Annotated in this window: 26 protein-coding genes; 13 read left to right on the top strand and 13 right to left on the bottom strand. The window is 68.8% G+C overall.

Going from position 1 to position 26,060, the window contains the following annotated elements; genetic code table 11:
- Positions 1–114: 114 nt before the first annotated feature.
- Complete coding sequence (locus ABZS80_RS07885; RefSeq protein ID WP_355055010.1) at positions 115–504, bottom strand: hypothetical protein; 390 nt, start codon at positions 502–504, stop codon at positions 115–117.
- Between the two features lie 425 nt (positions 505–929).
- On the opposite strand from ABZS80_RS07885, the gene ABZS80_RS07880 reads away from it, so the two are divergent.
- The 3 genes from ABZS80_RS07880 to ABZS80_RS07870 all read left to right on the top strand — a co-directional run bounded on the left by ABZS80_RS07880 (position 930) and on the right by ABZS80_RS07870 (position 3,639).
- Complete coding sequence (locus ABZS80_RS07880) at positions 930–2,255, top strand: hypothetical protein (RefSeq protein ID WP_355055009.1); 1,326 nt, start codon at positions 930–932, stop codon at positions 2,253–2,255.
- A 155-nt stretch (positions 2,256–2,410) separates the two neighbouring features.
- Entirely contained in the window at positions 2,411–2,593 is a 183-nt protein-coding gene (locus tag ABZS80_RS07875; protein WP_355055074.1) for a helix-turn-helix domain-containing protein, read from the top strand.
- A gap of 365 nt (positions 2,594–2,958) precedes the next feature.
- On the top strand, positions 2,959–3,639 hold the full coding sequence (locus ABZS80_RS07870) for a hypothetical protein (RefSeq protein WP_355055008.1): 681 nt from the start codon (positions 2,959–2,961) through the stop codon (positions 3,637–3,639).
- Positions 3,640–3,991: 352 nt separating this feature from the next.
- Here ABZS80_RS07870 and ABZS80_RS07865 read toward each other — a convergent pair whose 3' ends face one another.
- Genes ABZS80_RS07865 through ABZS80_RS07845 form a run of 5 tightly spaced genes read right to left on the bottom strand, consistent with a single transcriptional unit; the run spans position 3,992 to position 6,989 of the window.
- Positions 3,992–4,321, bottom strand: coding sequence for a hypothetical protein (locus ABZS80_RS07865; RefSeq protein ID WP_355055007.1), 330 nt, complete (start codon positions 4,319–4,321; stop codon positions 3,992–3,994).
- Positions 4,322–4,365: 44 nt separating this feature from the next.
- Entirely contained in the window at positions 4,366–5,601 is a 1,236-nt protein-coding gene (locus tag ABZS80_RS07860; protein ID WP_355055006.1) for a hypothetical protein, read from the bottom strand.
- Positions 5,598–5,906, bottom strand: a complete 309-nt coding sequence (locus tag ABZS80_RS07855; RefSeq protein WP_355055005.1) for a type VII secretion target — start codon at positions 5,904–5,906, stop codon at positions 5,598–5,600. The genes ABZS80_RS07860 and ABZS80_RS07855 overlap by 4 nt, the downstream gene beginning before the upstream one ends.
- Positions 5,903–6,262, bottom strand: coding sequence for a YbaB/EbfC family nucleoid-associated protein (locus ABZS80_RS07850; RefSeq protein WP_355055004.1), 360 nt, complete (start codon positions 6,260–6,262; stop codon positions 5,903–5,905). The genes ABZS80_RS07855 and ABZS80_RS07850 overlap by 4 nt, the downstream gene beginning before the upstream one ends.
- Positions 6,213–6,989, bottom strand: coding sequence for a hypothetical protein (locus ABZS80_RS07845; RefSeq protein ID WP_355055003.1), 777 nt, complete (start codon positions 6,987–6,989; stop codon positions 6,213–6,215). Before ABZS80_RS07845 ends, ABZS80_RS07850 begins: the two co-directional genes overlap by 50 nt.
- Before the next feature lie 173 nt (positions 6,990–7,162).
- Here ABZS80_RS07845 and ABZS80_RS07840 point away from each other — a divergent pair, with 173 nt between their 5' ends.
- The 5 genes from ABZS80_RS07840 to ABZS80_RS07820 all read left to right on the top strand — a co-directional run bounded on the left by ABZS80_RS07840 (position 7,163) and on the right by ABZS80_RS07820 (position 10,284).
- Complete coding sequence (locus ABZS80_RS07840) at positions 7,163–7,681, top strand: hypothetical protein (protein ID WP_355055002.1); 519 nt, start codon at positions 7,163–7,165, stop codon at positions 7,679–7,681.
- Complete coding sequence (locus tag ABZS80_RS07835; RefSeq protein ID WP_355055001.1) at positions 7,678–8,388, top strand: hypothetical protein; 711 nt, start codon at positions 7,678–7,680, stop codon at positions 8,386–8,388. Before ABZS80_RS07840 ends, ABZS80_RS07835 begins: the two co-directional genes overlap by 4 nt.
- A 136-nt stretch (positions 8,389–8,524) precedes the next feature.
- A complete protein-coding gene (locus ABZS80_RS07830; protein ID WP_355055000.1) occupies positions 8,525–9,346 on the top strand; it encodes a hypothetical protein in 822 nt (273 codons plus the stop codon).
- 40 nt (positions 9,347–9,386) lie between these two features.
- On the top strand, positions 9,387–10,010 hold the full coding sequence (locus tag ABZS80_RS07825; RefSeq protein ID WP_355054999.1) for a uracil-DNA glycosylase: 624 nt from the start codon (positions 9,387–9,389) through the stop codon (positions 10,008–10,010).
- Between the two features lie 73 nt (positions 10,011–10,083).
- Positions 10,084–10,284 (top strand): hypothetical protein, encoded by a 201-nt coding sequence (locus tag ABZS80_RS07820; protein ID WP_355054998.1) that lies wholly within the window; start codon positions 10,084–10,086, stop codon positions 10,282–10,284.
- Positions 10,285–10,301: 17 nt separating this feature from the next.
- On the opposite strand, the gene ABZS80_RS07815 is transcribed toward ABZS80_RS07820, so the two are convergent.
- The 4 genes from ABZS80_RS07815 to ABZS80_RS07800 form a co-directional block, all read right to left on the bottom strand.
- Positions 10,302–10,913 carry a restriction endonuclease gene (locus ABZS80_RS07815; RefSeq protein WP_355054997.1) on the bottom strand — a complete coding sequence of 204 codons (612 nt, stop codon included), beginning with the start codon at positions 10,911–10,913 and terminating at the stop codon, positions 10,302–10,304.
- Positions 10,914–11,225: 312 nt separating this feature from the next.
- Positions 11,226–12,077: a hypothetical protein gene (locus tag ABZS80_RS07810; protein ID WP_355054996.1), complete on the bottom strand. Its 852-nt coding sequence runs from the start codon at positions 12,075–12,077 to the stop codon at positions 11,226–11,228.
- Positions 12,078–12,153: 76 nt separating this feature from the next.
- Positions 12,154–15,732: a BREX-2 system adenine-specific DNA-methyltransferase PglX gene (pglX, locus tag ABZS80_RS07805; protein WP_355054995.1), complete on the bottom strand. Its 3,579-nt coding sequence runs from the start codon at positions 15,730–15,732 to the stop codon at positions 12,154–12,156.
- Positions 15,733–15,804: 72 nt separating this feature from the next.
- Entirely contained in the window at positions 15,805–16,044 is a 240-nt protein-coding gene (locus tag ABZS80_RS07800; protein ID WP_355054994.1) for a winged helix-turn-helix domain-containing protein, read from the bottom strand.
- Positions 16,045–16,358: 314 nt separating this feature from the next.
- On the opposite strand from ABZS80_RS07800, the gene ABZS80_RS07795 reads away from it, so the two are divergent.
- Genes ABZS80_RS07795 through ABZS80_RS07785 form a run of 3 tightly spaced genes read left to right on the top strand, consistent with a single transcriptional unit; the run spans position 16,359 to position 17,936 of the window.
- The gene (locus ABZS80_RS07795) at positions 16,359–16,637 is read left to right on the top strand and encodes a DivIVA domain-containing protein (protein WP_355054993.1); all 279 of its coding nucleotides are present in this window, start codon (positions 16,359–16,361) and stop codon (positions 16,635–16,637) included.
- Positions 16,638–16,639: 2 nt separating this feature from the next.
- Entirely contained in the window at positions 16,640–16,975 is a 336-nt protein-coding gene (locus ABZS80_RS07790) for a hypothetical protein (protein ID WP_355054992.1), read from the top strand.
- Positions 16,965–17,936, top strand: a complete 972-nt coding sequence (locus tag ABZS80_RS07785) for an ADP-ribosylglycohydrolase family protein (RefSeq protein WP_355054991.1) — start codon at positions 16,965–16,967, stop codon at positions 17,934–17,936. Before ABZS80_RS07790 ends, ABZS80_RS07785 begins: the two co-directional genes overlap by 11 nt.
- 11 nt (positions 17,937–17,947) lie before the next feature.
- Here the strand turns inward: ABZS80_RS07785 and ABZS80_RS07780 are convergent, their stop codons facing one another.
- Together ABZS80_RS07780 and ABZS80_RS07775 are read right to left on the bottom strand one after the other, a co-directional pair.
- Positions 17,948–18,793 (bottom strand): hypothetical protein, encoded by an 846-nt coding sequence (locus tag ABZS80_RS07780; RefSeq protein ID WP_355054990.1) that lies wholly within the window; start codon positions 18,791–18,793, stop codon positions 17,948–17,950.
- 8 nt (positions 18,794–18,801) lie between these two features.
- Positions 18,802–19,668: a hypothetical protein gene (locus ABZS80_RS07775; RefSeq protein ID WP_355054989.1), complete on the bottom strand. Its 867-nt coding sequence runs from the start codon at positions 19,666–19,668 to the stop codon at positions 18,802–18,804.
- A 158-nt stretch (positions 19,669–19,826) separates the two neighbouring features.
- Here ABZS80_RS07775 and ABZS80_RS07770 point away from each other — a divergent pair, with 158 nt between their 5' ends.
- Positions 19,827–20,216, top strand: coding sequence for a DUF3883 domain-containing protein (locus ABZS80_RS07770; protein WP_355054988.1), 390 nt, complete (start codon positions 19,827–19,829; stop codon positions 20,214–20,216).
- 64 nt (positions 20,217–20,280) lie between these two features.
- Here ABZS80_RS07770 and pglW read toward each other — a convergent pair whose 3' ends face one another.
- On the bottom strand, positions 20,281–24,705 hold the full coding sequence (pglW, locus tag ABZS80_RS07765) for a BREX system serine/threonine kinase PglW (protein ID WP_355054987.1): 4,425 nt from the start codon (positions 24,703–24,705) through the stop codon (positions 20,281–20,283).
- A gap of 227 nt (positions 24,706–24,932) precedes the next feature.
- Between pglW and ABZS80_RS07760 the strand changes: the two genes are divergently transcribed.
- Positions 24,933–26,060, top strand: coding sequence for a hypothetical protein (locus tag ABZS80_RS07760; RefSeq protein ID WP_355054986.1), 1,128 nt, complete (start codon positions 24,933–24,935; stop codon positions 26,058–26,060).

Here is a 26,060-nt window from a genome sequence, read left to right as displayed (position 1 = left end):
AGCATCATACGATCGGAGTCGGCCACCCGCCGCGCCCAACAGACGGGCGGGGGGCGCCCCGGCCTCCGGGACGCCCTCGCCTTCGGCGGAGTCGGCCCGACCCCTGGACGCTGATCAGGTGCGCTGACAGGTCAGGTACTTCCAGCCGGCGTTCGAGTAGGGGTAGCAGGTGAACGAGTTGCTGGTGCCGCTGACCCAGCCACTCTTGTTGTTCGTGGCCCAGTTCTGTGAGGTGCCACCGCAGCCGACGTGGACCTGGTACCGCCCGCCGTACGGGAGGCTGCGGCTGTAGTTCGCAGTCCACCCAGCGACCGGCGTCGACCAGCTCGCCCAGCCAGAACCGCCGCTCTCGGCGTTGATCCAGATTCCGACGACGTTGTCGTTTCCGACGCAGGTGACCTGGCCGCTGACGGTCACCGCCGCTGCCGCCGGGGACGGCGCGGCCACGATCCCGCCGATCGCGAACGCGAAGCCCATCGCAGCGGCAAGACGCTTGCTTCTCATCATTGCCAACCTCCTCCTTGGTGGATGCCTTCCCAAACCTTGACGGCACCTGTCGGCTTGTAGCGGAGTGGTTGCACTGGGTGATTCTGCGTGCAATAAAGGGCGCCGTGAGCGCTTCCCGGCCATCGGCCAGCCATCGCGGCCGCCCCCATCGCGCTCCCCGGCCCGTCAGGGACAGACCGGGCTGGTCACCGCACCAGGACCGAGTCGCCTGGCTGCTCCGCGTCAACCGGCTCTACGGCCCTGAGGAGCGGTGGGTTGGGGGCTCCACTTTCGCGCGCGCCTTCCAGGGCGGCTGTTGGCCGGAACACACGAGCGAGTTCCGGATCTCGCGCTGGGAGACGGCCGCGGTACGGCTGCCCCATCTGGCGGTCCGCCGGTACGAGGAACTGCTCAGCCTGTCGCCGGGCAGCCTCGTAGCGTTGGTGGACACCGTCCTGCGTTACTCCGCGCCATCCGTCAACGGCGCGAGTCTGCTCAAGCGGGGACTGTCCACCGTTGACGAGGCAGATCTCACGCGCTTGGACGAGTTGGTGGAGCGGACCAGCTCGGACGGTGTGATGTCCGGATCGGACTGGGACGACCTCACCGCGTATCTGACCACAGTGCCCGGCCAGGTGATCACGCCACGCGCATTCTGGCGCGACATGGCCGAACGTCTGCTCCTCGAAATGATCGTCGCGGACGGTGTGGGCTGGACGCAACGCCACGAGGCGTTCAACCGCCTGCTCTCGCACCCGGTGGGTCAGCAGCCGGCCATCGCCGCCTGCGCCAGCCTCGCGGCCGACCGCTCGAACCAGGTGTTCGTCGAGGTCGTGAGCGTGCTCGATGCCAGCCCACACCCGGACGCCAGCGGCTACGTGCTCGGCCAACTCCTCAACCCGACCAACGACCGCGCCCAATACGGTGCCCTGCTGGCGTCCGTACGCAAGACGCGGTATCGGCATTTCAACGAGTCCCAGCGCCGGCAACTCCTGTCGATCGTGGAGGACACGCTCCACGAGGACGGCTACCTGGACAGCCACCAACTCGCCGCCGAGGTGCTACGACAACTGTCGGCGCAGGTTCCCGCGCAGGCACGCCACCTGCCTCCCAACGTGCCAGGCACCGTGGGGCCACTCCGTCGCGCCGCGCATACGCTCGTCGAACGGATCGTGCACACCGCCCTGGTTGGGATGCCGCGGGAGCTGCCCCACTTCGACGACCGCCTGCTGCCGGTACTTCTCGACGAGATGTTGTTCAGCCCGGTGTTGGACGTGCGTCTCCACGCCGCGATCCTGCTGTCGGGCAGCCCCTACCGGCACCCACTGTCCGCAGCGCTCGGCACCGAGCTGGCACACCAGGTGGCCGGACGCGTCCACAGCCCGGATGTCGCCTGCGCCATGATCGAAGGTCTCCGGGTACTCGGAGGTCCAGCACAACGGCCGCTCGTCGAGCGGCTCACCGTCACATCCGGCGTGCCGCCAGCGATCACTGTCGCTGCGAGCCAGGCGATCGCGCACATCGCCGGCCGGAGCGACGACCGCTACTGGCGTGCCGCGATCCGGCATCACGCAGTGCGCTGGTATCAGAGCCGAGACAGAACACCGGCCGCTGCACTCCATGGTCTGGTCTACGGGCTGGGCCAGGCCCGCAACACGGAACTGCTTCGATCTCTTCGAGACGATCATGAAGTGCCGCCGGCCGTGCGCGCCGCCGCATCCTGGTGGCTCGGCCTGCCGAGGCCCGTCTACGAGGGGGCGAACAGATGATCGGCGGCGTCTCGCCGAACTGAGCCGCGGCTGACCGGGTGCCACCCCGCTCGTACGTGCTGTTCTTGATCCCGCCAGACTCCTACCGGTCCGGCCTGGAGAGGTATCGCGTGGCCAGCCTGACGAGAGCTGCGACGATCTCTCCAACGGCGGCCATGGGCGTCGAACGCCGGTGGTCTGAATTGCCGGAGGCCAGACAGGCTGCTGTCGCCGGCGATTTCGGCACGCTCCTGCTTGTCGCTCGAACGGCGGCGCGGCTGACGCTCTGCGAGGCCGGCCAGCGATGCGGCTACTCAGCAGCGACGTTGTCCCGAATCGAACGGGGTAGCAGCGGCTGACGGATGTGACTGTGCTGCGGCGACTGGCCGCGGTATTCGACATGACGGCCCAGCCTTCCACCAAACCGGCCGCCAATCGATAGGGTGCGCGGTGAAGCAACACGGCGCGAAGGTGGAGTGGATCCGGTGCGACGGCGTGAGGTGATCGGCGGGCTGGTGGCCTGGTCGGCTCAACGCTCGCCGGAAGCTCGCCAGCCCTGGCCGCGCCACCTCGCGTGGTCACCAGCCTCGAAGACGTCCTCCTCGGCGGCTGCCCAGCGCCGGCCGGTCCGGTCGACCCAACCCGGCTACGCACCGCACTCGCCTGCGCCTGGTCCGACTTCCGTGCGTGTCGGTACGCCAGACTGTCGGCCCGGTTACCGCAGTTGGTCGCGACGGCGACGGCCGGCCACGCAGCGGCGGCCAACCACGAACGGGCGACGGCAGCGACGGCGCTGACCCAGACGTACCACCTGACCATCCAAGTGCTGATCAAACTACATGAGGACGCGATGGCCTGGTCGGCGATGGACCGCGCCACGCACACGGCCCGCGCCGCGGACAATCCGTTACTGTCCGCCGAGACGGCGCGGGCATCTGCGATCGTGCTGCGGCGTACCCGCCATGGTCAGCGCGCCCAGCAGACTCTGCTCCGCGCGGCGCAGTCGCTCGATGAGTCGACCGGCCTGAGATTAGCCGGACAGGTCGCCGCGTACGGACGGTTGCTGGCGACAGCCGCGTACGTGGCGCTCTACCGCGTCAGCGTCGCTCGTGTGCTGGGCGACTTCGGAGCGGCGGTGCAATATGCCCGTGCCCTGCGACCCGACCAGTTGGGCAGCGTCGAGCGGCGCGCCCGCTACTGGGAGGACTACGCGCTCGCGCTGCACGGTCGCGGCGCGTACGCGGAGTCGTTTCGAGCGCTGCAGGCTGCCGAGCGAGCCGCGCCGCAGGAGGTCCGGTACCGGCCGTGGGCGCAGCAGCTCAATGCCGCTCTGCTCGACGCTGACCGCCGCCAGGCACTGCCCGGGCTGCGCAGCTTCGCCGCCCGCATCGGTACGCCCACCTAGGGCATCAGGGAAGGTCCAGCGCAGAACGGAACCGTGTGCCGGAGTACGGCCTTCACCAAATGCCGGAGGACGAGATGTCGAAGTACGACGCATTGCGCGACCACCTCCGCCAGCGGAGTGGGGACGTGACGTACCGGCTCGATGACCTTGCCGATCTGGTACCCGGAGGACTGCCGCCCTCCGCCTACCGCCACCCGGCGTGGTGGGCCAACGGTGATCGGTCACACCTGCACAGCCGATCGTGGGGAGATGCGGGATACACCGCGCACCCCGACCTTGCCCGCGGAGTGGTTCGCTTCGTTCCCGCGCCGCGCAGGCTCCGCTGATCAGAGGGCACCTCACGGGAGGCCCGTCAGATGCGGGGATGGGCCTCCTCGATTCGCTCCGCGCGCAGGTACGACAGAAAGTCTGCCTGGTCCGCGCGATCCAGTGCCTCGAACGCGGCGTAAGCCGAAGTCCGTGCATGTGGCGTCTCCGCGGCGAGCAGTCCGATGATCGCCGCCCAGGCGAGAGAGACGAGGTGAAAGGCCCGGTCCTCGCGCAGGGTGGGCAGTCGGCTCAGCTGATTGAGCTTGGTCGCGGCATCGTCGTCCACGCGGGCACGGTCGACCAGTTCGAACACCGCCTTGCCCCGGTAAGGGCTACCCCCCGCGGCCAGCTCGGCCAACTCCGCGTTGTTCATCTGCGCTACCGGGGGGACCGGGAGTTGGGGCGGGGGTGGCGCGGTCATGGGTCGACTCCGAAGATTCTCGAGTACTCTTCGCGGATTGCCTGGTTCAGGCGTTCGACGGACTCGTGGTCGCCGATCGACATGGCATAGTCGATCTCTTTCTGATAGGCGCGGACCTCGTTCTCGTACCGTACAACCGGGTCTTCGAACCAGCCTCTCATCCCGGCCCATCCGGCTGCGTGATCGTCGCGCAGATGCTGCATTTCGTGCAGCAAGGCACCGTAGGACGCGTCGGGGTCGATGATGAGGTGGCCCGGGCTACCCGGTCCGGGCGATGGGCCGTAGGCCAGGGCGCCCGGGCGGAGCGTGATTTCGACGCCCAGGTCCCGCGCCTCCTGGATCGCGGCATCCCACTCGGCAGGGTGGGTCAGGCGGGCAGGACCCCATTTGCCAAGCGGATCGGCGTCGGCGTGGAGTAGGTGGGTGTTGCGGTCGAGGGTGGTCGGCGGCGCATTACCTCCCGGTGTCGAGCCCCTCACAAGGGCCTTGAGATCTGCGATGAGGTGCCGGAGGCGACGCAGGATCGGGGCCAGCCGGCGCAGGCTCTCGATCAGCCCGTGCAGCAGGCGGGTGATCCGGGCTGCCCACTTGCCAGCGAGAGCGGTCACCTGTGTGACGACCCAGGGCGTGGCCAGCCCAAGCGTCAGGCCCTCCTCGGCGAGCCACTCCCACAGGCGCACCGCCAGCACAGATACGAATTCCGCGATGAGGTCACGAACGAGGCCCCGCACCATCGCGACCAGCAGTCCGGCTCCGGTCGTGACTTCCGCCATGGCGTTGGCGGCCTTGCCGAGCGCTTTCAGGGCGGCCGCGTGCTGGCCGCTGGCCCGGCGGTAGGCGTCGGCTGCGGCCCCGCTCCAGTCCGCCACCTGCCGGTCGACCATGGCGCTGAGGTCGGTACCCGCCTCGGCTGCGGCCTTGGCGATGTTCCGCCAGGTCTGCGCGTACGCGGTGATCTGGTCGGGGTCGCCGGCCAGTTCGTCCAGGGCATCGGAGAGGGGCTTCACGTGCTCGATCAGCCAGCCCACGCCCCACGCCACCAGCTGGCCGAGCGGATCGGTGACGAAGGCGAGGGCGTCCATCGAGGTAGCGAAGCCGCCGATGGCGACATCGATCCAGCCGCCGGAGGTGTAGCCGGCCATCAAGGCGTCGATGTCCTCGGCGAGGTAGATGCCGCTGAACCCGGTCGTGCTGTCCTGGCGGGCGGCGATCAGCGGCGACGGCTGATTCACCGCCTCCCACCGCCGAACAGGGACGCCACGTGAGCGTCACCCCGGTCGTACCGGTCCGAGACCGTGCGCAGCCCGTCAGCCGCCCGCTGCAGCACGCCGGCCGTCTCACCGAGGCTGTCGGCGATGGCTTCCTGCAGCGGATGGAGCAGGCTGGGGATCATCTGACACAGCCGGCCGTAGGCGTCACGCCCCAACTCGACCGATACGGAGGCTCGACGGCACTCGTCGACGGTGTCGGCGGTCTCGTCAACGGCGGACGAATGGGCCCGCAGCGACCTGGTGTCGACCTCGAACCCGGCGGTCACCGTTCGCTCCGCCGCGGTGAACGGTCATCATCCGACTCCTCGGGCGGGGCCGGAAAGCGGGTGGTGTAGCTGGCCACGACGGCACGAGCGGTCTCCGAACCCGCGCCCACGGTCCGCGCCGCCACGTCGGCCACTGCGCCGGCGAGCCGGGCCTGCGCGCGGCGCGTCGTGGCCATGATCTCCGCCGCGATCCGTGTGGCGGGCCAGCTTCGTACCCGATCATCCAGCCTCAGCTCGGTGACGATCCCGGAGGCAGCCACCGTCACCCTGACCGCACCGTCGGCGCCCGCCGCGGTGGCAGTCAGGTCAGCCACCCGCCTCGACATCTCCTGCGCCTGGGCGGCGCGGTCGCTCACCGAAGCAGCCCAGGACCGCACCCAGTCCTCGGCCGCGTCCGCATCCATCACTGCTGTCATCCCTCCCCCGCGTAACGATCCCGTGCCGGGTCGCCCGACCCTGCGCTACGCCAGCACGGCAGACTCCGGTCGCCTCATCGCCGGGATGTGCGGGCCGTGACCGTTTCGGTAAACCATGCGGAATCCGAGGTGCTGCGCCAGCGGCGCCCAGCGGGTCGCCCGCACCAAACTGTTCGACGCTGTTGGCCTTGCGAGCGTTGGCGAGCCGGTCGATGAGAACCGTGTCGAACGCGGCTGATTCCACCCAGCTGATGGTCTTGGTGAAACCACATACCATCGTCGCTCCGGTCCGCTCCAGGATGTCGATAAGGGCGGCGTCGGAGATGCGGAGAATCGTGCCGCAGTCGAAGTAGAGCTGCTTACCGTCGCATCGGTCCTGCATCCAGGTGACCAGCTCGTTCAGATCGAGTTCCTGGTTCCGCGACAGGCACAAGCTGCCGGGCCCTCCGTCTATCGCGAAGATGCCGACGTTGTACGTGGCGTACTTCTTGGACAGCCACTGGTCGAGGTAGTAGCGCAGCTCACCCGGGGTTGCCACATCCCGATGGATGAAGCGAATGCGGTTCAATCGCTCCAGCAGCTCCAACGTTGGTAGCACCGAGCCGCGTTCGGCCAGGCCGTCGTCCCACTGGCCCTCTACGCAGAACACCCTGCCGGGCTTGTCCACGTCGCATCCCCTCGTACGTCATGGAGGAACCAACCTACCGAAAGCATCGACGTCGAGCCATCCCGAGGATGGTCAGATCTCGGCGTCGGGGACCTCAGCCTGCCCGTGCGGATGAGGGATCCTGGTCGTTTCATCCGACGACTCTCTCGGCAGGAGAGCGGCAGGATGGGGCGATGCGAGCGGGTGAACCTGAGTTCGAGCAGGCAGTGGAAGTCTCGGTGGCAATCCTGCGGGAGGCCGCCCGGGATTCCAGAGACGACAGCGATGCTCTCGTCACCTACCGGCAGCTCAGCGACCTACTCGCCCAGCACGGTCTGCAGGTGCCCTATCACGGCAGACCGATGCCCTACATCCTCGAAGAGGCATCGCTACGCGAACATGCGGCGAATCGGGGAATGGTGTCGGCGCTGGTGGTGAAGCAGGGGCGCGACGGCAAACCGACCACCCCATCCGGCGGCTTCTATCGGATGGCTCGTCGACGGCCGTTCGTGAGGAGGGGTGCCAACGACGGGATTTCAGAGCTGGTGCCAGGCGGGCTACCCCCGTCGACCTATCGGCACGAGGCCTGGTGGGCCAACGGCGACCGGTCACATTCCCACAGCCGTGCCTGGGGAGACGCCGGCTTCACAGCTCATCCGGAACTCGCCCGTAGGGCGGTCAGATTCGTCCCGCAACACGGGGTGTCCTGGTGACGAGTGCAGCGACATGCGCACCGTTTGAAGAGGAACCTCCGGAGCGCGACACCTACATCCTCGATCATGGTTTTCGGTTCAATCCAGCGACCTGGCGGCGGCGGTTGCCGGATCCGATGGACCTGCCGGCCTGGTTCGAAGACCTCCCTCGCGTCGGTCGCTGGCCCCGCGTCACTCGGGCAGACCTGCTCCAAGCAGGCGCCGCCGCACACACCGGCCGCGCGGCCACAGACATTCTGGTCGGGGCGTACGCCTGGGGCAGCGGGCTCTCCAGTGGGCGGAGCGCCGCCCGGATGGGGAGGATCTTCGATCTCAACGACGAGTGCGTCGAGCAGCACTTGGGCGAGACACTCCGCGTGCTGCGAAGCAACGGACCTGTGGCGGCCTACGCCGCCCTCGGTCACGGCGGCGACTACAGGTTGGAGCGGCTCGGTCCATCCTTCTTCACCAAGCTGCTCTACTTCCTCGGATGGGACTCAGCGGCGGAAGAACACCGGCCCCTGATCATGGATCAGTACGTGGTGATCGGGATGAACGACTGTCGCGGTACGAGTTGGCTGCCGCGCGGCCCCTGGACAGCAGATCAGTACGGCGAATACCTCGCCTGGGCGCAGGAGATCGCCTGCGGCTGGGGAGACGGGACCGAGACCGATGTCGTGGAACGGTCGATCTGGGAACATGGCAAGCGCCTGAGCCAAGGCGAGTGAGGGCCGTTCCGACCCACTGCCTCGGTCAATACCGGCGCCGCGACTGCACGCACGGTTTGCACCTTTGGTCGATGAGTGACAGTCCACTGCGACTCGGACTCTGGAAGGACAACGGCAGGGTCGTTACGGTCGAGAAATGGCAGCGGACGTGTCGGCGCTCCCCGAGGACGAGTGCACGCTGTTCAACGCGCTGCCCACCGACGGGTCCTCGGTCAGCAACCCGTCGCTGCGCCAGTACCTGCACTGGAACAGAAACCGGTACTTCCTGGCGCGTGACGGCCTGGTCGACAAGGGGCTGGTGACCCGGGGCCGCGGTCGCGGCGGGGTGGTCCGCCGCTCACAACCCGAGACCACGGCGGCTGGCCACGTGGTCGCCGTCGTCGTCGAGGGCGGCACCCCGGACACCGAGACCTTGGAAGCGGCCTTCACCAACGAGCCGGCGCTGTACGAGCCGATGCGCGCCGTGATCGAGCGTGACTGGGCCCAGGAGCATCGGCAGGATCTGCTCGCCGTCGAGATCACCGCCTTCGGCGGCAGCCGCCCGACAGGCATCTGGTCCCGGCCGGACATCACCACGGTCGAGGTACGGACCTTCGAGTACGTGCCGGGAAAGCACCTGGACGTCAACACCTTCGAGATCAAATCCCCGAACACGGTCAACGTTCAAGCGGTCTACGAGGCGCTGGCACACCGTCGTGCGGCGACCCGGTCCTACGTGCTGTTCTACATACCGCCCGACCAGGCGGCAGCACTCAAGCAGGATGTCGAGGATGTCGCCGCAGCCGCCCGAATGCACGGCATCGGGGTGGTGACGGCAGGCGACCCATACAACTACGACACCTGGGAAGAGCTCGAAGAGGCCGACCGGACCGTGCCCGACCCGGAAAAGCTCAACGACTTCATCGGGGAGCAGCTGACCGAGCAGACCCGCATCCTGATCTCGCGGCGACTGCGGTGACCTTCGCGATTAGGTCATACAGCTCATGCACGATGCGCTGATGGACCTGTCAGTCACCCCTCGGGCCAACCGTGACCCCGAAACCGTCAAGACGAAGCTCGCGCATCTTCACGAGCCGCACATCGCGCCGATCACCGATCTCGTCGAGGAGATCCGCAGGGAGCGGGGCCACCGAGGCGTGCCGTACGTCGACCCGACGCTGGGTGGCGTGCACGCCGAGGTGCTCTTCCTCCTGGAGACGCCCGCCCGGGCCGCAGCCCTCGGCAGCGCGATGCTGTCCCCCGACAACGACGACTGGACCGCCGCGCACGTGTGGGAGTTCTACCGAGAGTCCGGACTGAGGCGGGAGCGGTGCGTGCACTGGAACGCCGTCCCATGGTTCATGGGCGACGAGAGGAAGAACAAGAACGCCATGCGGTCGGACATCGAGCCGGGTCTGCCCTGGCTAGCCCGGTTCATCGATCTACTGCCCGACCTCAGGCTCGTGGTGACCATGGGCGCGATCGCACGCCAGGCCCTCGCGCTGTACCTGCTGCGGGAAGACGCCCACCTGGTCCCGTGGCTCGCCGTCGCCCACCCGAGTCCCCGCGTCCGCAATACCAACCCGCTGCTCTGGCAGGACATCCCACGAGCGTTTTCCGTCGCGGCCCGCCTGACCGCCTGAGCAACCCGGACGGGCCTGTCCGTTGCCCTCTCCCGGAGGCAAGATAAGGAGCCGACCAGAATGGAGAACGACTGTGGCTCGCGCCCGTCGAACCATTACCGTTCAGCTCGACCCGGACATCACCCCTGAGGACTACGCCAAGTTGGCCAACGTGATCTGGTCGGTGGCCAACATGAGCGACAGCTTCCACGGCGTCCAACAGGACAGCAAGGCGAACCCCGACTACCTCAACGACTGGTATGACGACGACGGACATAGTGCTCGGTGGAGCTGATCAGGGGTCAGCGCGGGTCAGCCCGCGATGATCCCCCTTGCTGGCGCCCCCGTCCACGCCCACATCTCCAAGGCGTGCCGGTCGATCAGCGTGATGTTGAGCCGCCGGGCCAACTGGATGCCATCGCCCGCGGTGAAGAAACTGTTCGTCACGAGGAGGCAGATCTCGCCACCGTGGATGTCCCGGCAGGTGCCGGCGAACCGCTGGATCGCGGCACTGCCCACCCGGTTGCGGATGCTCTGCCGCTTGCACTGCACCACCACGCGGCGGCCATCGGGGGCGACCGCCATCACGTCCGCGCCGCGATCACCGGAACCGCCGCACACCTTCACCTGCCGAAACCCGGACCCGACCAGGATCCGCGCGAACCACTGCTCGAACTCGGGCCCGCTCATCGCATCGGTCACCGCGATCAGCCTGTCCCGCTGGGCCTGGTCGGCCCGATCGCGGGCACGCTGCTTCGACACGAAGCAGCCCACCGCGACCGCCACCACAACGACGAGGGTCGCCAGGAAGACCGACCAGTACGGATGCCGGTGCACGAAATCGACGACCATCCCGACCACCACGACGACGACGGCACACAGCGCCAGCCGCCAGCCGTTGGCCGAACTGCTGCCACGGGACACGCGGCGGACCGTCGTTCTCCGTCGAGCACTGCCCGGGCGCCGCCTGCGGTAGTGCGCCCGGACCCGCGCCCCATTACTCCTGATGTGCGACTTGACGTGCGGCACGAGGCACCTCCTGGGGTCGAGGGGCCTCAGTCTCGCGGACGGGTCCGACAGTTGAGGTGCACGAGCATCGATATTGTCGGGTACCCCTCACTTCAGTGACAGCCCCGAACACCCAACTCAGCGCCGTTGAGGTTAAAGGAGCAGCGCCAGCCAGCGGTGATGGTTCGGCGTTCTTGTGAGGGAGGGAGGGTTAGATTCTGGGATTCTCTAGTTCAAGGGTGCACACTCTGGCCCCGACTGCTGCTTGGTATCGTCGCCGCCGGCGAACTCAACCACATCCACAATTATGGCCTCTGCATCTACGACCCCCTCTTTTGGCTTCGTCAACTCAAGGCTCGAGAGGTGATTCTTCAGCCGCTTGGCCATGGGAAGGTAGGTCGCAAGAGCGAGCCCGCCCGACACGACGGCTCCTACGATGGGGATCACCTTTGAGACCGTCTTTGCGAAAGTCTGCTTTGTCATCTCTACACCAAGGTAGCTTGCCACCTTCTTCACTACTGGGTAGATGAGACCCTTCGTGAGTGCCTGCTTCGGCAGCTTCTTGACAGCCTGCTTCGAGAGCAGGCCTGCGACCTTCCCCACCCCAGCGTTCGCCGACTGGGTGCCGAACATCACGCCTACGAAAAGGGTGAGCATCCCTTTGGTCGCGTCGTCCAAGTCATCGCTGTCGCCGGAGAACAGATCCGGCCAGCTATAGAGGTAGGCGAGTTTTTGTGCGATTCGGAGCATGTGGCCGAAGTATTGGGCCATGTCGGCAGGCACGGTGGCAGGCAGGAACATCAAACCGGGTATCCCCGCAGCAGCAGAGAGTGCGCTGACCTTGGCAGCTTCATACCTGATGGATTCGTTGGCAGCCCTATCGAGGACTTCGAGAGGAATCCCTGCCGCTGCGGGTGTCTCGTCGATTGCTTTTCGGATGTCGTCCTCTGAGCAGTACCGCGTCAGCGCACTCTTGAGATATACAGCCCTGCTGATGCGCACTCCCGGAAGACTTGCTGCGCCCGCCAACAGTGCGGAGAAACGCGATTCCGAGTCCTCGACAACTTCGCTCGTGGTCATGGCAAGAACCTCTCCATCCTGTCTCTTGTGGAGGAAACCGTCACCGAGGAATGCTCCCCGATGGAATACCGCCCCCTCATACCTTGACCTTGCGACCGCGAGTGGCCTTGGGCGGGCGCCACGACGTGAGCGCCTCGTCGGTGAGGTGCAGGCGGTTGGCGGTTTCGGCGAGGAAGCCGGCGTAGATGTCCGCCGGCGAGGCACCCCACTCCGGGTCGAACTCGCCGTGCCACTGGCGTACCCAGGGCAGGATCTCGCGCAGCCCCGCGACCAGCGGAAGCAGCCGGTCGGCGGCCCAGCCGTCCTCCTGCTCCCGGGCGACGATCAGCGTGGCCAGGGCCTGGGCCTGCTCGCGGTGGTCCCAGCCGGCCCAGCCCACCAGCAGCGACGGGTCACCGTCGCGGCTGGCGCCCGGGTACGAGACGAACCGCTCCTTGGGCACGTCGAGCTTGCCCCGGTGCTTCCAGTAGCTGCCCTTGAGGAAGTCCGCCGAGGTGTACTTCGGCGGCACCGGGATCTGCTTGCGGAACTCCCGCTTCGCCGCCTCGTCGGGCAGCGCGTCCTCCTGCCGCTGCAACTCCCACACCTGCTCCCAGTCGGCCCGCTTGGACAGGCCGGAGTCCTTGTAGCGCAGCGCGGCCAGGTGCGGCACGTGCTCGTCGGCGACCAGGCCGGCGATCACCTTGCCGAGATCCTGACCCGGCGCGTAGATACCGGCGACGGTCAGCACGTCGGCGTCGCGGCGCAGCTCGTCGGCGAGCTGGGCGGTGGTCAGCGGGCGCGGCTGCTCCAGCCCGTCGACATGGTGATACCACAGCTCACGCGCCTCGCACCGGTCCAGCAGCCAGTCCCGCAGCGCCTTCGCCTGCATCGCGTCCCAGCCCTCGCTGGCCCACCGCCGCTTGCACTCCGGCCGCTCGATCAACCCGATGTTGCGGTTGCCCTCAATGACCGCGATCCGCCGCTCCACGACCGCCCGGTACTCGTCCGACCAGTGCGCCGGCAACTCCGTGATCGGCGTCGACCCGTGCCGGGCGAACCACTGCGTCTCCAGGCCCTCATCCCGCATCTTGCGGGCGAGCACGATCTCGAACGCCCGCTCGCCCAGCTTCAACTCCGGCACCGAGCCGGCCGGGGCGGTCAACTCCTCATCCAGCAGCCCGTAGAGCGAGTAGACCTGCCAGTCCAGCTCCTCCTGCAACGCGATCATGCGCGCCCGGACCGAGTGCCACTCGTCGCAGGCCACCCCCAGCCGCTCGCGGGTAGGCACCCCAGACGCCGCGACCGCCGCCGGACTCACCCTGGCAAGCCGCTGCGCCAGCCCGTCGATCTCACGAGCAAGTTCCAGAGGGTACGCCGGCGGCAGCGGAAACTCCTGCAGCTTAGTACCCGTGAACTCGTAGAACTCTTCCCACTCGTCGCCGCGGTAGCCCTCGTTGACGCCGCCGTTGCCCTTGCCGTGGCTGACCTGCTTTAGCCAGAAGCAGGCAGTCGAGCTGTTGAGCATTCCGAGCAGCACTAAGTGATCGTCTTCCGACGCGCCCTCCGGCAACTTGATCACCGGCGCCGAACGGTTGAAGACCTTCCCGCCCCGGTCCAGCACAATGTGGTTGTGTGTAGCCACAAAGGCCAGGCAGATCGTCCATTCGTGCGCGCCTGCATCACGAGTCAGTTGATGCCATTCATACCAGGGCCGACCTTCGACAAAGTAGGTCTCCTTGCCGAAGGTCATTCGGCTACCCAGGACGGTTCGAGTTGGCCAAAGCCACCGATGCCACCCGCTTTGCGGGTCGAGCGGCCGAAGAGCGAACTCCGAGGTGTAGGGGAAGAAGGCCCATTCTCCGTCCGCGCATATCCAGTCCCGAAGCTCGTCGCCGACCACCAGCCGGCGATTCAACTCTAGGTCTCCGACCCGGCGAATCCATGCTTCACGAGGCGCGTGCATGGCCTCGTCCGCATTCGACATCCCAAGCACGCCGATCCTCGACGTACGTCGCCCGAGCGGCGCACGGGTTCCCTCGATAAGCCCCTTGAGATCTCCCGCACCGCCACCGCTCAGGCTCCATGGGAAGGATGCGAGGTTGGCTCGCGGGGTATCGGCAGCGGAGACCCACTGGCTCTCTGAGCCGGCGCGACCAATCTGGTTGACAATGGCCTGCCAGACGAAGCCCCTGGCCGGTTCAGCGGGGGCGGCAGGTTCGCCGCGGACGCCCATGATTGTGCGAACGGTGGCAGGTCGATTCCGGTTGGTGTTGCGGCCGACCAGGATGACCGTCGGGGTGCCGTGGCCGGGAATGTATGCCCCCGACGTGTCAATCACGTGGGTCAGGTTAACCTCAATCGCGAACAACTTTTCTATGAGCTTCCTGCCGAACTCCCGCTTCATGAACGAGTTGGCGGTGATCTGCCCGACGTAACCGGCACCGTTGCCATCCGCACCGGCGGTCTTCGCCAGATGGAAAAACCGCTGCGCGAAAGGCACCGATAGGGCGTACTTGCCGGAGCAGGCCGAGTACATCTCCCGGTAGGCTTCGTTTAAGCCCTTGTCCTTCACCGCAATGTAGGGTGGATTACCCACCACCACGTGATAGCTGCCGACACGCAAAATGCCCGGGTGCTCGTGCACGTCTTCGGTGGCGTAGGCGAACTCGGTCATCGGGTCCTCGCCGAACAGCATTCCCTCACGATGCTTGATGAGGGAGTCACCTACCGCCACGTGCAGGGGGAAGGCGTATCCGGCCGCGTCGGCGAGGGCTTTGATGCCGCAGGCTTTGACGGCCGCAACCAGGAGGCGGAAGCGGGCGACGGCGACGGCGAAGGGGTTGATGTCGACGCCGTGGACGGCGTCGAGGGCGAGGCGTACCCGCTCGTGGGGGTCGCGGTTGGGGGCATGCTGCTCCCACTCCTTCAGGAGGCGGCGGAAGGCGCCGAGGACGAAGTGGCCCGAGCCGCAGGTCGGGTCGATCATCTTGACCACTTCGTGGCCGAACTCGGCGGTCGCCGGAGCGAGGGTCAGGTCGAGGATGAATTCCTCGACGAACTCCGGGGTCTGGAGCAGCGCGTAGGTCTTGCGGGCCGCCTCGGAGAGGTCCTGGTAGAGGTCGCCGAGGAAGCGGGTGTCCCACTCCGGGTCCGTGAAGTCGTGGACCAGGCCGCCGGTCTCGCCACGCCGGCGCCAGAAGGCGATGAGGTTCTTTGCCTCGTCGTGGGAGAGCGGGATCTGGTAGAGCGGGTTGTGCCGCTTGTCGAAGAGCGACTTGCCGGCCTGGGCGATGGCGATGGCGTCGAAGCCTTGCTCCAGCCAGCCACGCAGCGTGTCCTCGGGCCGGTCGCGGAAGAACTGGGCCTCGGCCTCCTCGGCGAGCACCAGCCGGTCCCCCGGACCGGCCAGGTAGGGGTCGGGCAACAGGCCGTTGTCCTCGCAAAAGCGGACGAAGACGGTGCCGAGCACCCACGCGACGGCGACCTGGGTAACCCGCTCGTCCCGCCAGGCCGCCCAGGTGGCGGCGGTACGCCCGACCTTGAAGGCGTGGTCGTACTCGCCACGCAGGCGGAGGCGCACCTCCTCGACCGATTCGGCCTGCTCCCGCAGGTCCTTTTCCAGGTTCTTGACCTGCTTCTGCAGGTCGGACAAGAGCAGCTTCCGGTCGATCACGCGAAGACTCTAGCCGTCCCGCTGACGGGACGGGGGTACCCGTAAGTCCCGATCTGGCCGACAGGTCGCTACCTACGGCTCCCGCATCCAGGTCTTCGGGTCGGTGACGAAGACACCCTTGCCCTGCTGGCGTCGAATCACCCGCAGCGCTTCAAGGCGGACGTATGCCAGCTGCACGGTTCCGTAGCTGACGCCGTAGTCGGCGCGAGTCTGTGCGACCGACGGCAATCGGCCCCCTGGCTTTAGCTTCCCCGACTTGACGTCGGCCATCACGTCGGCGGCGATGCGGAGGTATTCGGCTGATTCGGGCATGTCACTCCTCGCGTGGCAACCCGAATTCGATCACAGCTCGAATGTCTAAACAACGTGCTTTGACTTCCCTGTGTTCCCTAGTTATGTTGAAGCGGAGCCGCTTCTCGCGTGGCAACGAGTTCGGCTCATCCCCCTGGTCGGGGCGGGTGCGCGTGCCCGTCCCGACCCACTGGACTGCTCCGCTGTCGTACCGCTGATCTCAGGCTGCGGCGGCGGAGCGGGCGGGCCGCCCGCGGCCGGCGTGCGGACGGCCCGCCCTTCGAGACCCATCGCATCGACCCTCCGCGCTTCCGCGTGCCCCGGAAAGGACCGACGTGACCCAGGTGTATCGATCCGGCCAGCTCTACGGAACCGGCCTCCCGGCCCGGCTGACCCCGCATGAGGTACGGACCCGCACGTTCGACCCGCGCCGCCGGGGCGTCGACCCCGATCAGGTACGCGAGTTCCAGACCCTGGTCGCCGACGAGCTGACCGACCTCCACCGGCGGGTACGCCTGCTCAGCGAGGAGAACGAGCGGCTGAAGCGGGCGCTGCGCGACTGGCAGACCATGCACGCCCGCGAGTGCCGGCCGCCGAACCAGGGTCACTGGTAGCGGTGCGACCGCAACCGGGTGACCTACTGCGGGTCGACGGCCGCGCCTCGGTGCAGTTCGCCGGCGACCGCGCCCTGACCTTCCGCGTCGTCTCGGTCTGCCCCAAACCGACGTACACCGGCTGGGTGTGGCTGACCGGCTACGTCATCGACCGGCGCGGCCAGGCGATCGACCGGCGGGAGATCTTCGTCCAGCTCGCCGGCCTCCGCCGGGCCGCCAGCACCCCGGCCCGGAGCGGGTCCCGTGCCACCCGCCCCTATGCTTCCCGGCATGACCAGGGTGAAGGCGGAGCAGCTCGCGGCGGCTCGGGGGTGCGTCCTCGGGCTGATGCTCGGTGACGCGATCGGCGCCACCGGCGGCAACGTGCCGGCCAGCGGGACGCTGCGGGCCACCAGCGCCGGCCAGCTCGCCTGCTTCACCATCGACGGGATGATCCGCTCCCACGTCCGCGACTCCCAGGGTGATTACCGGTACCCGCGGACGATCTGGCACGCCTACCACCGATGGGCGGCCGGGCAGGGCATCTCAGGGATCAAGCGGTGGCAGGAGCAGGACTGGCCCGACGGGTGGCTTGCGTCCGTACCCGTATTGAAGAAGCGACGCGGATCCGCCCCGGCGACCGTCGCCGCCCTGCAGAAAGGGGTGCCAGGCCGTCTCGGCGCGGAGGTGCACACCAGCATCGGCGCCCACGCGTTGACCCGCTGCCTACCAGTCGGGCTGTACAACCGCCGTCCGTGGTGGGAGGCAGCCACGGCCGCAGCCAGCACGCACGCCGCCGAGGCCACACATGCCGCCGCGCTCGGGGCCACCATCGTCGCCCGCCTCAGCGAGGGTCAGCAGTTGGCGCGGGCGGTGGATCTCGCCGAACGGGAGTGCGCCGCCGACCCGCAGCTGCGGCAAGGGGTGTCAGTCGCTGCTGCGATGGCTGCCGCCGGCTCACACCCACGACGAACGGAGGTGCTGACTCGACTCGCGCCGGACGCCCGGGCCAGTTCCGCGCTCGCCGGAGGCGCTTACGTGGCTGCGTCCTTTCCTGGTCGTGAGGACGTGAAGGACGCCCTGCTGTTCGCCGCATCGGTCGGCGACGGCGGGCACGTCGCCGCTGTGACCGGCGCCTTCCTCGGCGCTTCGCACGGCTTTGACGCGCTCCCGGTTGACCTGATCTCCCGGCTGGAGTTGGCCTGGGTCGCCGACACCCTGGCCCGCGACCTGCTCACCGAACTGCTCGATGTCCCTGCGGGCACGGGCTATACCGCGGCGACCGACCCGCACTGGGGAGACCGCTACCCCTGTTGGTAGCGACGAGGAACTCAGTTCGCCGTGATCAGCCGATGCGCGCTTCGGATCGTGGGAACCACGGTTTCGTAAAGGTATGGCGCACTGGTGAGCCGCCCCCAATGGTCCGTCAGCCTCATGGCGGACGGATGGGTGAAGGCGGCGACGAGCGTGTCGACACCGGCGATGCGCGCCTGCTCAAGGTGCGGTGCAAGCTGCCGCCGGCGGGTCATGAGCGCGGAGAGCGCCTTGTGGACCTCGACGCCCTGCACGATGCACAGGGTTGGCTCGAGGATGTTGATCGTGGCCGCCATGTGCGAAGCGCAGTTCTGGCTCATCGTCGCGTTGCCCAGCGACTTGCTTGTGCCGCTCACGACCGCAGAGCACAGCCGCATGTTGGCCATCGCATAAGCGTCGAACAGGTGCACCGGGGAACGGACACCGTCGAGGCGGAGGTGTTCACCGTCCCGATCCGCCCCGGGGTCACGACCGACGGCGAGCCGCAAGGCACTCGTGACACCGCGCATGTGCGGGTTCCGCGCGGTGAACGCCAGGCTCGCGGATTGCATCACCTCTGCGTGGCGCTCCTTGAGGGTCACGCCCTCGCGCGCTCGTCCCGTCTCCATCGCGATGACCAGGGTGCGCGACGGTACGCCGTCGACCACCAGGTCGTAGTGGTGGCCGACATGCGAGAGTTGCCCGGCTGCGAACGCCGCCTCGGGGCGCGATGCCCCACGGCTGCCACCCAGCACGCTCTGCCGACAACTATCGAGCCGTCGGCAGACGCAGGTGCCGGACGTCGCCAGGACATGCTCGGCCATGTACTGCCCGAGTCTGTCGATCCGGCTGCCGGTGGCGACGGTGTCGCTGGAGAGCGTCATGGACACCACTACCCTGCCGAGATTGGAGTCCGCGTCCCATCGCTGGGCGCTGCCGTCCTGGGCCGCAGCGGTGCTTTGTCAGGCACATCGCTCGTCGCTCCGATGAGTGCGTCGCGGAGGAGCCCAGTCTCCTTCGCGCTCGGCGGTCCGGCCGACCCTGAGTGCCATTCCACGATCAGCCGCTTGCCCGACGGCAACCCGTAGGCCCGCACCGCCCGGCTTGCCACTGCCGAACCGTAGCGGGACCCACCGACACCGAGCTTGTCGGTGACCGGCAGACCGAGCGCCTGAGCGAGGTCGTCCCAGGGGCGGCCGAAGGCGAACACCTCCTCGACCGGCAGTTCCGCGATCGGCTGCCACACGAACTCGTCGATGACCTCCGGCGGCGGCCGTAGAGGGGCCGTGATGGACTTGGAGTGCCAGGGGTAGCACTCGAAGATCAGCAGGTCCCGGTGGTCGGCGCCCGGGTCCTGGAGCCAGTTTCGGGTGAACTGAAGCCGGGCCCGGTAGTAGCGGTTGCCACCCAGGACATCGGTCCATGGCGGGCGGTCGTACGGGCACGTCGTCTGCCATCTGCTATAGGAGCCGCACTCCTTGATCTCCGCCGCGAAGATGCCGTCCCGTGACTGGAACTGCGGGCGGTACTCCCCCGGGTTCAGCCCGAGGACCACCATCCGTGGTGTGTGCTCCCGACCGAGGAGATCTCCGTGATACGGCTCGGGGAATCCATCGCGTGTCGGTTTTCCGGGATCGACGCCCTTGTAGGACTCGAACCAGGCGGAAATCGGCGATGGCGTGGGATCTGCGCCACTCAACCACTCCGAGATGTGGTTATCCCAGAAGCCGGCGACACGCTCCCGTGCAGACGTCGTCATGACGGGATGCTATCGACGGGGAGGGGCGATGCCCAGGCACCGCACCAAGAGCAGCAGAGCGATTGGGCACCTTCCTCCTTCCGGCGGTCGCAACCTCGCTTCCCACTGTTGGAATTACGAACTACCTTGCCTGCACAAGAGTTCCTGCGGAGGCAGCGATGGAGATCGTAGGTAATCGAGCAATTGAGACAGCTGCGATCAAGTACGTCATCATGAGGGAGCTTGAAGCGGGACGGACGGCATACGACGTTCGGGGAACCGGCGCTCCGGCTGACGTGGCGAGTCCACCCCGGATGATCGAGGTGAAGGCGTACGGGAAGTCAGCCAGGGGCACCGATCTCTGGCTCGAAGTGCGCCAGGTTGAGGAGGCTCTTCGGAACGCCGACTTCTGGATCTACGTGGTGGAGAACGTCCGCCAAGGCGATCCCAACCGGTTCACGCTGAAGATGCTCGGGGGTGAGCACCTCCACAAACTACTAAAACGAGCGAAGGAGCAGCGGTACTACACCGTCCCGTGGCCCGTTGCTGACTACGACGCGCTCGCCTGAATCTGGTCTCGTAGCCCGACTCACCCGATCGCTCCCGCAACCATTCACCCTGGACGCCAGGAAGTTACGCCGTGATGGCGCTGCGGTGAGCGTTGACGACCCAGGCGTCGGGCAGGGCGATCCACTCGTTGTCGCCCACCCGCACCACCGCACCGTCCAGCTTGGGCAGCGTCGCCGGGTCTTCCATCGGGCAGAGCAGCCACACGTCACCCGCCCCCGCCCGCGCCGCATCCGCCAGCTCGTAGAGCCGCTCCATCGCCCGGTACCGGGCCAGCACCGCCGCGTCGTACAGCAGCACCGGCCCAGCGTCGGCAGTCAACTCCGCCCGCAGTGCCGGCACGGCCACCTGCCACGCCTGCTCGACGTACTCCCCCAGCTTGATCGCGCCGCGGGACCCCGGCTCGGCGACGTCCGCGCCGACGACGGTCTCCCAGGTGGGCTTCGGCTTCGCGTCGACCAGGCCGCGCAGCTCCCGCAGGAACACCGCCGCCACGCTGACCGGCCGGGCGTCGAAACGGCGTACCAGTTCCTCGCCGGCCGGCGCGTAGCGGTTGAGGCGTACCGTCAGCGCCCGGAACCCACCCGCGGACCTGGCCCCGGTTAGCCGCTCCTCGGCCCGCATCGCCGCCGCAAGCTCCGGCGACTCGGCCGCCCACCGGCTCGGCGCGTTGGTGGCCGAGGGGCGCCGCTGGATGATCGACATCGAGGACGAGCCGGCGCGGGGCGGCGGCGCGAGATAGTGGCCGCGGTCCCAGCGCAGCTCGAAGCCCGCCTCGGCGAGCAGCCGGTCCAGCTTCGGGTGCGGTGGCAGTGGTGCCAGCTCGGGGAAACGCGCCGACACCCGCTGCTGCACAAGCTCCGGACTGAGGGCGCGCTGGTTCTCCGACGCCGGTGGCACCACGCCCGCCTGGGCGAGCCGCAGCGCCCGTACCGGGTCGAGGTCGCGCGGGTAGAGCTCCAGTCGGGCGGTGGCGGCGGCGCGCTCGGACGCCACGGCGGCGAGCAGGACCCGCCGCCGCTCGTCGATCACGTCGGCCGCGCCGCCGGGCGCGTTCACCGTCGCGAGGGTACGCATGACCGTGGCCGCGCTGGGCAGCACCTCGCTGGCGGCGAGCCGGTCGGCGGCCTTGCCGAGCGCGTCGGCGTAGTCGAGCAGCGCGGGCGCGGCCGGGGTGTCCGGTGCGTCGTCCTCGCCCGCCTCGAGGGCCACGAGGAGCCGGTCGCCGCGCGGGTGTGGCTTGCCGTCGATGTCGGCGCGGGCGTGCCGGCGCAGCAGCAGGCGCGGCTCCTCCTCGAGGGCGTCGATCTCGACGGCGGCCCGCACGGCGGCGACCGCGACCGCCAGCCGCAGGTCGTCGCCGGTGCGGACCGACCCACGGCTGGTCAGCAGCGCCGTGGCCAGCTCGGCAGCGCCCATCACCCGGCCGCCGTCGCGCAGCAGCTCGATGATCTGGGTACGCACGCTTCCCACGACGGGAAGGTCGTGCCAGCGCTTGCGCTGCTTGCCGAGGATCTGGGCGATCCGGCCAGGGGTCACGCCGACGGTGGTGGCCACCAGCGGCTGCTGCGGCCAGAGTGGCAGGGCCGGCAGCGCGCCGGAGTCGTCGGGCAGGTTCAGCAGCAGCCGGGTCGCCTCGACCTCGGCGGTGTTGCGGCCGTTCTTCGCCGGCACGAGCAGCGTCGCGATCGCGTCGAGGCCGACGCGTACCAGCTCGGCGTCGCCGGCCGCGGCGGTGCTCTCCGTGGCGACCTCGGCGGTGGCCGCCTTGCGGGCGGCGGCCGAGGTGGGGATGGTTTCCCGCTCCCCCAGCCGGTTGCGCCACTCCTTGACCCGGCGTTGCAGCTCCTTGCGGGTCTTGGCGCCGAGACCGGGCAGCGTGGCGAACGTGTTGTTGCCGACGGCGAGCAGCTCGCCGACGGTGCTGGCGTCCACCCGGTGGGCTGCGGAGACCGCCCGCGGGGTGAGACCGGCGGCCTCCAGGGCGGTCGCGCGGGTGGCCTTGGCGGCGGCCTCCTCGCGGGCCTGCTCGGCGGCCTGCTCGTCCGGCTCCTCGGCCTCGATCTCCGGGTGGTCGGAGCCGACCGGGGTGCTGGCGTCGGAGCGGCGGAACACCTGCTGCCAGGCGTCGCGCATGTCCTTGAGCGAGGCGAAACGGCGCCGGTGGTCGCGGTGGAGGGCCTGGTGGAAGAAGTCCACAAGCTCGTCGCGGACGGCCGGGTCGAACGCCTCGGCGGCCAGGACGGGCGGGCCGTCGGTGAGCTGGGGCTCGGTGCCGCCGTCGCCCCAGATCGGCAGCTCGCCGGAGGCCATCTCGTGCAGGGTGACGGCGAGCGCGTACCACTCGGCGTGCTTGTCGTAGACCTGCCGGCTGGCGGTGCCGAGGAACGGGTCCAGGTAGCGGGGGGTGCCGGCGGCGAGCTCCTTGACCGAGACCCCGGCCAGGGAGAAGTCGAAAAGCACGAGCTGGCGGGTGCGATTGGGGCGTACCCGGATGGCGATGTTGTCCGGCTTGATGTCCCGGTGGTAGACGCCCTCACCCTCCAGGTAGTCGAGCGCGCCGAACAGGTAGTCGCTGTAGGTCTCCAGCTCGTCGACGGTGAGCCGGCCGTCGTCGCGCAGCTTGCGGGCCAGGGTCAGCTCGCCGGCGTGTTCGAGGACGATCACCGTACGGTTGGCGACCTGCAGCGGCTCGGGCCGGGCCAGCCGGATCACCCGCGAGTCGGTGAGTGGCCGGAGCACCCGGGCCTCGTGTGCGAGCCGGCCGGCCTTCTCGTCGGAGAGACCGACCTTGAGCACCTCGTCGAGGCCGGTGCGCTCGTTGTGCGCGAGGAACGCCCGGCAGGTCGACCCGGTGCCCAGCCGCTTCGTGATCTTCCACTCCGCGACCCGGTCGCCGCCGCGGGCCTCCAGCGGGTCGGTCTCCTCCGGCTCGGGTTCTTCCGGGTGCACCGAGATCCGTGGCGGGGTGGTCAGCTCGTTCTCGACCTCTTCGAGCATCTCGACGAAGTCGGCCACCGTGGTGAGTCGCTGGGCGGGAACCGGGGCGGTGGCGGCCTGGATCAGCTCGTCCGCGAACTCGGTGATCCCGTCGGCCACCGCCGAGGGTCGCAGGCCGTTGTCCCGGGCGATCCGGGACAGAAGCTCCTGGCGCTTGGCGGCGGGCGGTTGACCGGTGAGGATCAGGTACGCCAGGGCGCCCAGCCCGAAGACGTCCATGGCGACCGGGTCCGGCCGGGGTGCGGTCAGCTCCGGCGCCAGGTACGCCTCGGCGGAGCGCTCGATGTGCGAGGCGGCGTGCGAGGAGAGGGTGGCGGGGTCCCCGCTGCTGCCCCCGGCCGAGTCGGCAGTGCGGGTGGCGGTCTGCCAGTCGCTGAGCTGCAGCTGCGGGACCAGCCACGCCTCCTCTTCGCTGCCGCCACGCCGCTTCGGCCCCGGAGTGACCAGGACGCTGCGGGCGGAGAGGGCACGGTGGTGCAGCCGGCGCCCGTGTGCGTAGGCGACCGCCTCCGCGAGCTGGCGGATCATCGCCAGCCGGCTGAGCGGCTCCAGCTTGTCGCCGTACTGGGCGATGTAGTGGTCCAGCCGCATCGACCGGGGATCGTGGCGGAAGATCAGCGCCGGCCCGGCCTCGTGCGACTCCATCGAGTCGACCCGCACGATGCCCGGGTGGTTGACGCCGTGCAGGACCGTCATCTCCCGCTTGGCGGCCCGCTCGATGCTCGCCCGCTCGGCCTGCACGGCGTTCCGCTCCACGAGGTAGATGCGGATGCGGCGGCGTTCCCGTTCCAGGTCGCGGTGGCGGGCGAGGTGGTCCTGCCAGGTGGGACCCAGGTCGAACGGTCGGGGCTCCAGCTGCCACGACCCGACCTCGTAGTGCTTGCGGCTACGCGCGATGCCGACCGCCTCGAGCAGGTCGGGCAGGGCCGCGGACAGCTCCTTCGTGACCCGGTGCTTCTCGTCCTGTGGAGGGCGCGTCAGCAGTTCGGTGATGGTGGGCAGCTTGCCGGGCTGATGCCCGGGTGCCGGCTCGGGGCCGTAGATGCCGTGCAGGTGGTGGTCGGAAAGTTCGATCTTCAGGCCCGGCTTGGACAGGAACACGGCAGCCTGGACGAACGGGATCTTGACCGGCTGCCCCTTGCGCTGGTTCGCGGCGACCTGGAGCAGGGACTTCAGCTTCTTGGCCTTGGCGTCGGCGAGGTGCAGCGGGTTGTCGAAGGTGCGCGTACCGCCGGGGTTGTGCAGGATCCAGTTGGAGCCGCTGGAGATCAGCCGGCCGGTCAGGCTCTTGATCTCGATCAGGTAGAGCCCGCCCGGTCCCGCCACCAGCAGGTCGACCTCGTAGGGGTGGCCGGTCTGGGCGGTGAAGGTGAAGTTCGACCACGCCCGGTAGGGCTCGCTGTCCGGCAGCACCGCCTGGACGTGCGCGAGCGCCTCCCGCTCGTGCGTGAACTGCGACGGGGTGATCGTCGTCCACCGGCCTTCCTGCATGACGGAGATCCTAGGCCCACTGCCCCGGCACCTGGTGCCGCCAGGTCGGGGCACGATCCTCGGCCCGCGATCCCGCCGCCCGCGCGGCTGCTGTCCGCCGCCCCGTCAGCTTGTTAGCGTTGCGACGGCGGAGCACCGGCGGGTGCCTCCGCACACCCCTCACCTGACCGCACGGCCGGCACCGCTACGGCCGGGCACCGCGCGGCTGCTCGAGGGAGAGGGGTGCGATGACCCGGACGCCCGGCGACGACGACGGCTCCCGCGCCGGCGAGACGAACAGCACCGAGCCGGCGGCAGGCACCGGCGCGACCCCGGCGAGCCGGCAGGTATCGGACCACCCGGAGGCGACCCGGGACCGATGGGAGGGGTGGCTCGCCCGGGCGCGCGAACTCTGGACGGTCGCGCGGCGTGTGGCGAAGCGGTTGTGGACGGCGGCCCGGCCCGTGCTGGAGCAGTTGCGGTGGCAGGAGGCGGAGTCCGCAGCCGTGACGCTCGTCGACCGGCGGGCGGCGCCGACCCTGCTGGTGCCGGCTCAGGGGCAGGTCTACCACTTCGTCGTCCAAACCACCTTCACCTGGACCTCCAATCACGCGCGGCCGGAACTCTTCGGCTGGTACGTCGACCAGTTCCAGCCCCAGGCGATGCAGCGGCTGCGGCGCATCGCGGTCCGGTGCGCGGCGGAGATCCCGCCGGATCACCCCCGGGCGTTCGCGCTCGCGCTGGACGACGCCATGACCGGTGACGACACCCTCCCCTGGGCTTACGAGCGCGGCGGCGTGAGGTTCACCTGTGAGCCGGATGTGTCGATCCACCTGGACGAGCCGGTCCGCGAGCTGCTCCGGCCGTACTGGGACAAGCGCATCGCCCTGGAGTGGAAGCGCGACCTTGAACGCCGGCGCGCGGAGTACGCCGAAGAGGAGCGCATACGCCGGCAGGCGAAGGCGCAGGACGACGGCGCCGGACCGACAGCCGACATGCCGGAAGCGCAGGACGACAGCGCCGGACCGACAGCCGACATGCCGGAAGCGCAGGACGACGGCGCCGGACCGGAGGCCGGCATGCCGGAGGCGCTCCGGGAGGAGCACCCCCCACGCCAGCGGGAGGCCGAGGCGGACGGTGCGGGCGGCACGGGGCGGCGTCCGGCCGAGCAGGGCCAGCGAGAGGCCGGCGCGGGAGACGCGCGGCGGGGGCCCCGGTCGCCCGACTCCCCGGTGGAGCAGTGGACTCCGCTCGAACCCTTCCCGCAGCCGCCCGCTCCGCATCCCGCCCCCGGGCAACGGCCGGCGCCGGTGCAGCCGGGCGAGACGACGCCGGCGTCGGGCGACCCGGACAGTCCGGGGCCGCCCGACGCCTGA

It is taken from the genome of Micromonospora sp. NPDC005305 (genome assembly GCF_040607315.1).
Taxonomy (GTDB): Bacteria; Actinomycetota; Actinomycetes; order Mycobacteriales; family Micromonosporaceae; genus Micromonospora.
The sequence above is the reverse complement of the archived record's forward strand: the minus strand, read 5'-3'. Positions and strand labels throughout refer to the sequence as shown.

What these genes read in the sequence shown, in the direction of transcription:
- ABZS80_RS07885 (WP_355055010.1), bottom strand. Translation starts at nt 504, where the DNA reads ATGAGAAGCAAGCGTCTTGCCGCTGCGATGGGCTTCGCGTTCGCGATC.
- ABZS80_RS07875 (WP_355055074.1), top strand. Translation starts at nt 2,411, where the DNA reads ATGGGCGTCGAACGCCGGTGGTCTGAATTGCCGGAGGCCAGACAGGCT.
- ABZS80_RS07865 (WP_355055007.1), bottom strand. Translation starts at nt 4,321, where the DNA reads ATGAACAACGCGGAGTTGGCCGAGCTGGCCGCGGGGGGTAGCCCTTAC.
- ABZS80_RS07840 (WP_355055002.1), top strand. Translation starts at nt 7,163, where the DNA reads ATGCGAGCGGGTGAACCTGAGTTCGAGCAGGCAGTGGAAGTCTCGGTG.
- ABZS80_RS07830 (WP_355055000.1), top strand. Translation starts at nt 8,525, where the DNA reads ATGGCAGCGGACGTGTCGGCGCTCCCCGAGGACGAGTGCACGCTGTTC.
- ABZS80_RS07825 (WP_355054999.1), top strand. Translation starts at nt 9,387, where the DNA reads ATGGACCTGTCAGTCACCCCTCGGGCCAACCGTGACCCCGAAACCGTC.
- ABZS80_RS07810 (WP_355054996.1), bottom strand. Translation starts at nt 12,077, where the DNA reads ATGACCACGAGCGAAGTTGTCGAGGACTCGGAATCGCGTTTCTCCGCA.
- ABZS80_RS07800 (WP_355054994.1), bottom strand. Translation starts at nt 16,044, where the DNA reads ATGCCCGAATCAGCCGAATACCTCCGCATCGCCGCCGACGTGATGGCC.
- ABZS80_RS07785 (WP_355054991.1), top strand. Translation starts at nt 16,965, where the DNA reads ATGCTCGGTGACGCGATCGGCGCCACCGGCGGCAACGTGCCGGCCAGC.
- ABZS80_RS07780 (WP_355054990.1), bottom strand. Translation starts at nt 18,793, where the DNA reads ATGACGCTCTCCAGCGACACCGTCGCCACCGGCAGCCGGATCGACAGA.
- ABZS80_RS07775 (WP_355054989.1), bottom strand. Translation starts at nt 19,668, where the DNA reads ATGACGACGTCTGCACGGGAGCGTGTCGCCGGCTTCTGGGATAACCAC.
- ABZS80_RS07770 (WP_355054988.1), top strand. Translation starts at nt 19,827, where the DNA reads ATGGAGATCGTAGGTAATCGAGCAATTGAGACAGCTGCGATCAAGTAC.
- pglW (WP_355054987.1), bottom strand. Translation starts at nt 24,705, where the DNA reads ATGCAGGAAGGCCGGTGGACGACGATCACCCCGTCGCAGTTCACGCAC.
- ABZS80_RS07760 (WP_355054986.1), top strand. Translation starts at nt 24,933, where the DNA reads ATGACCCGGACGCCCGGCGACGACGACGGCTCCCGCGCCGGCGAGACG.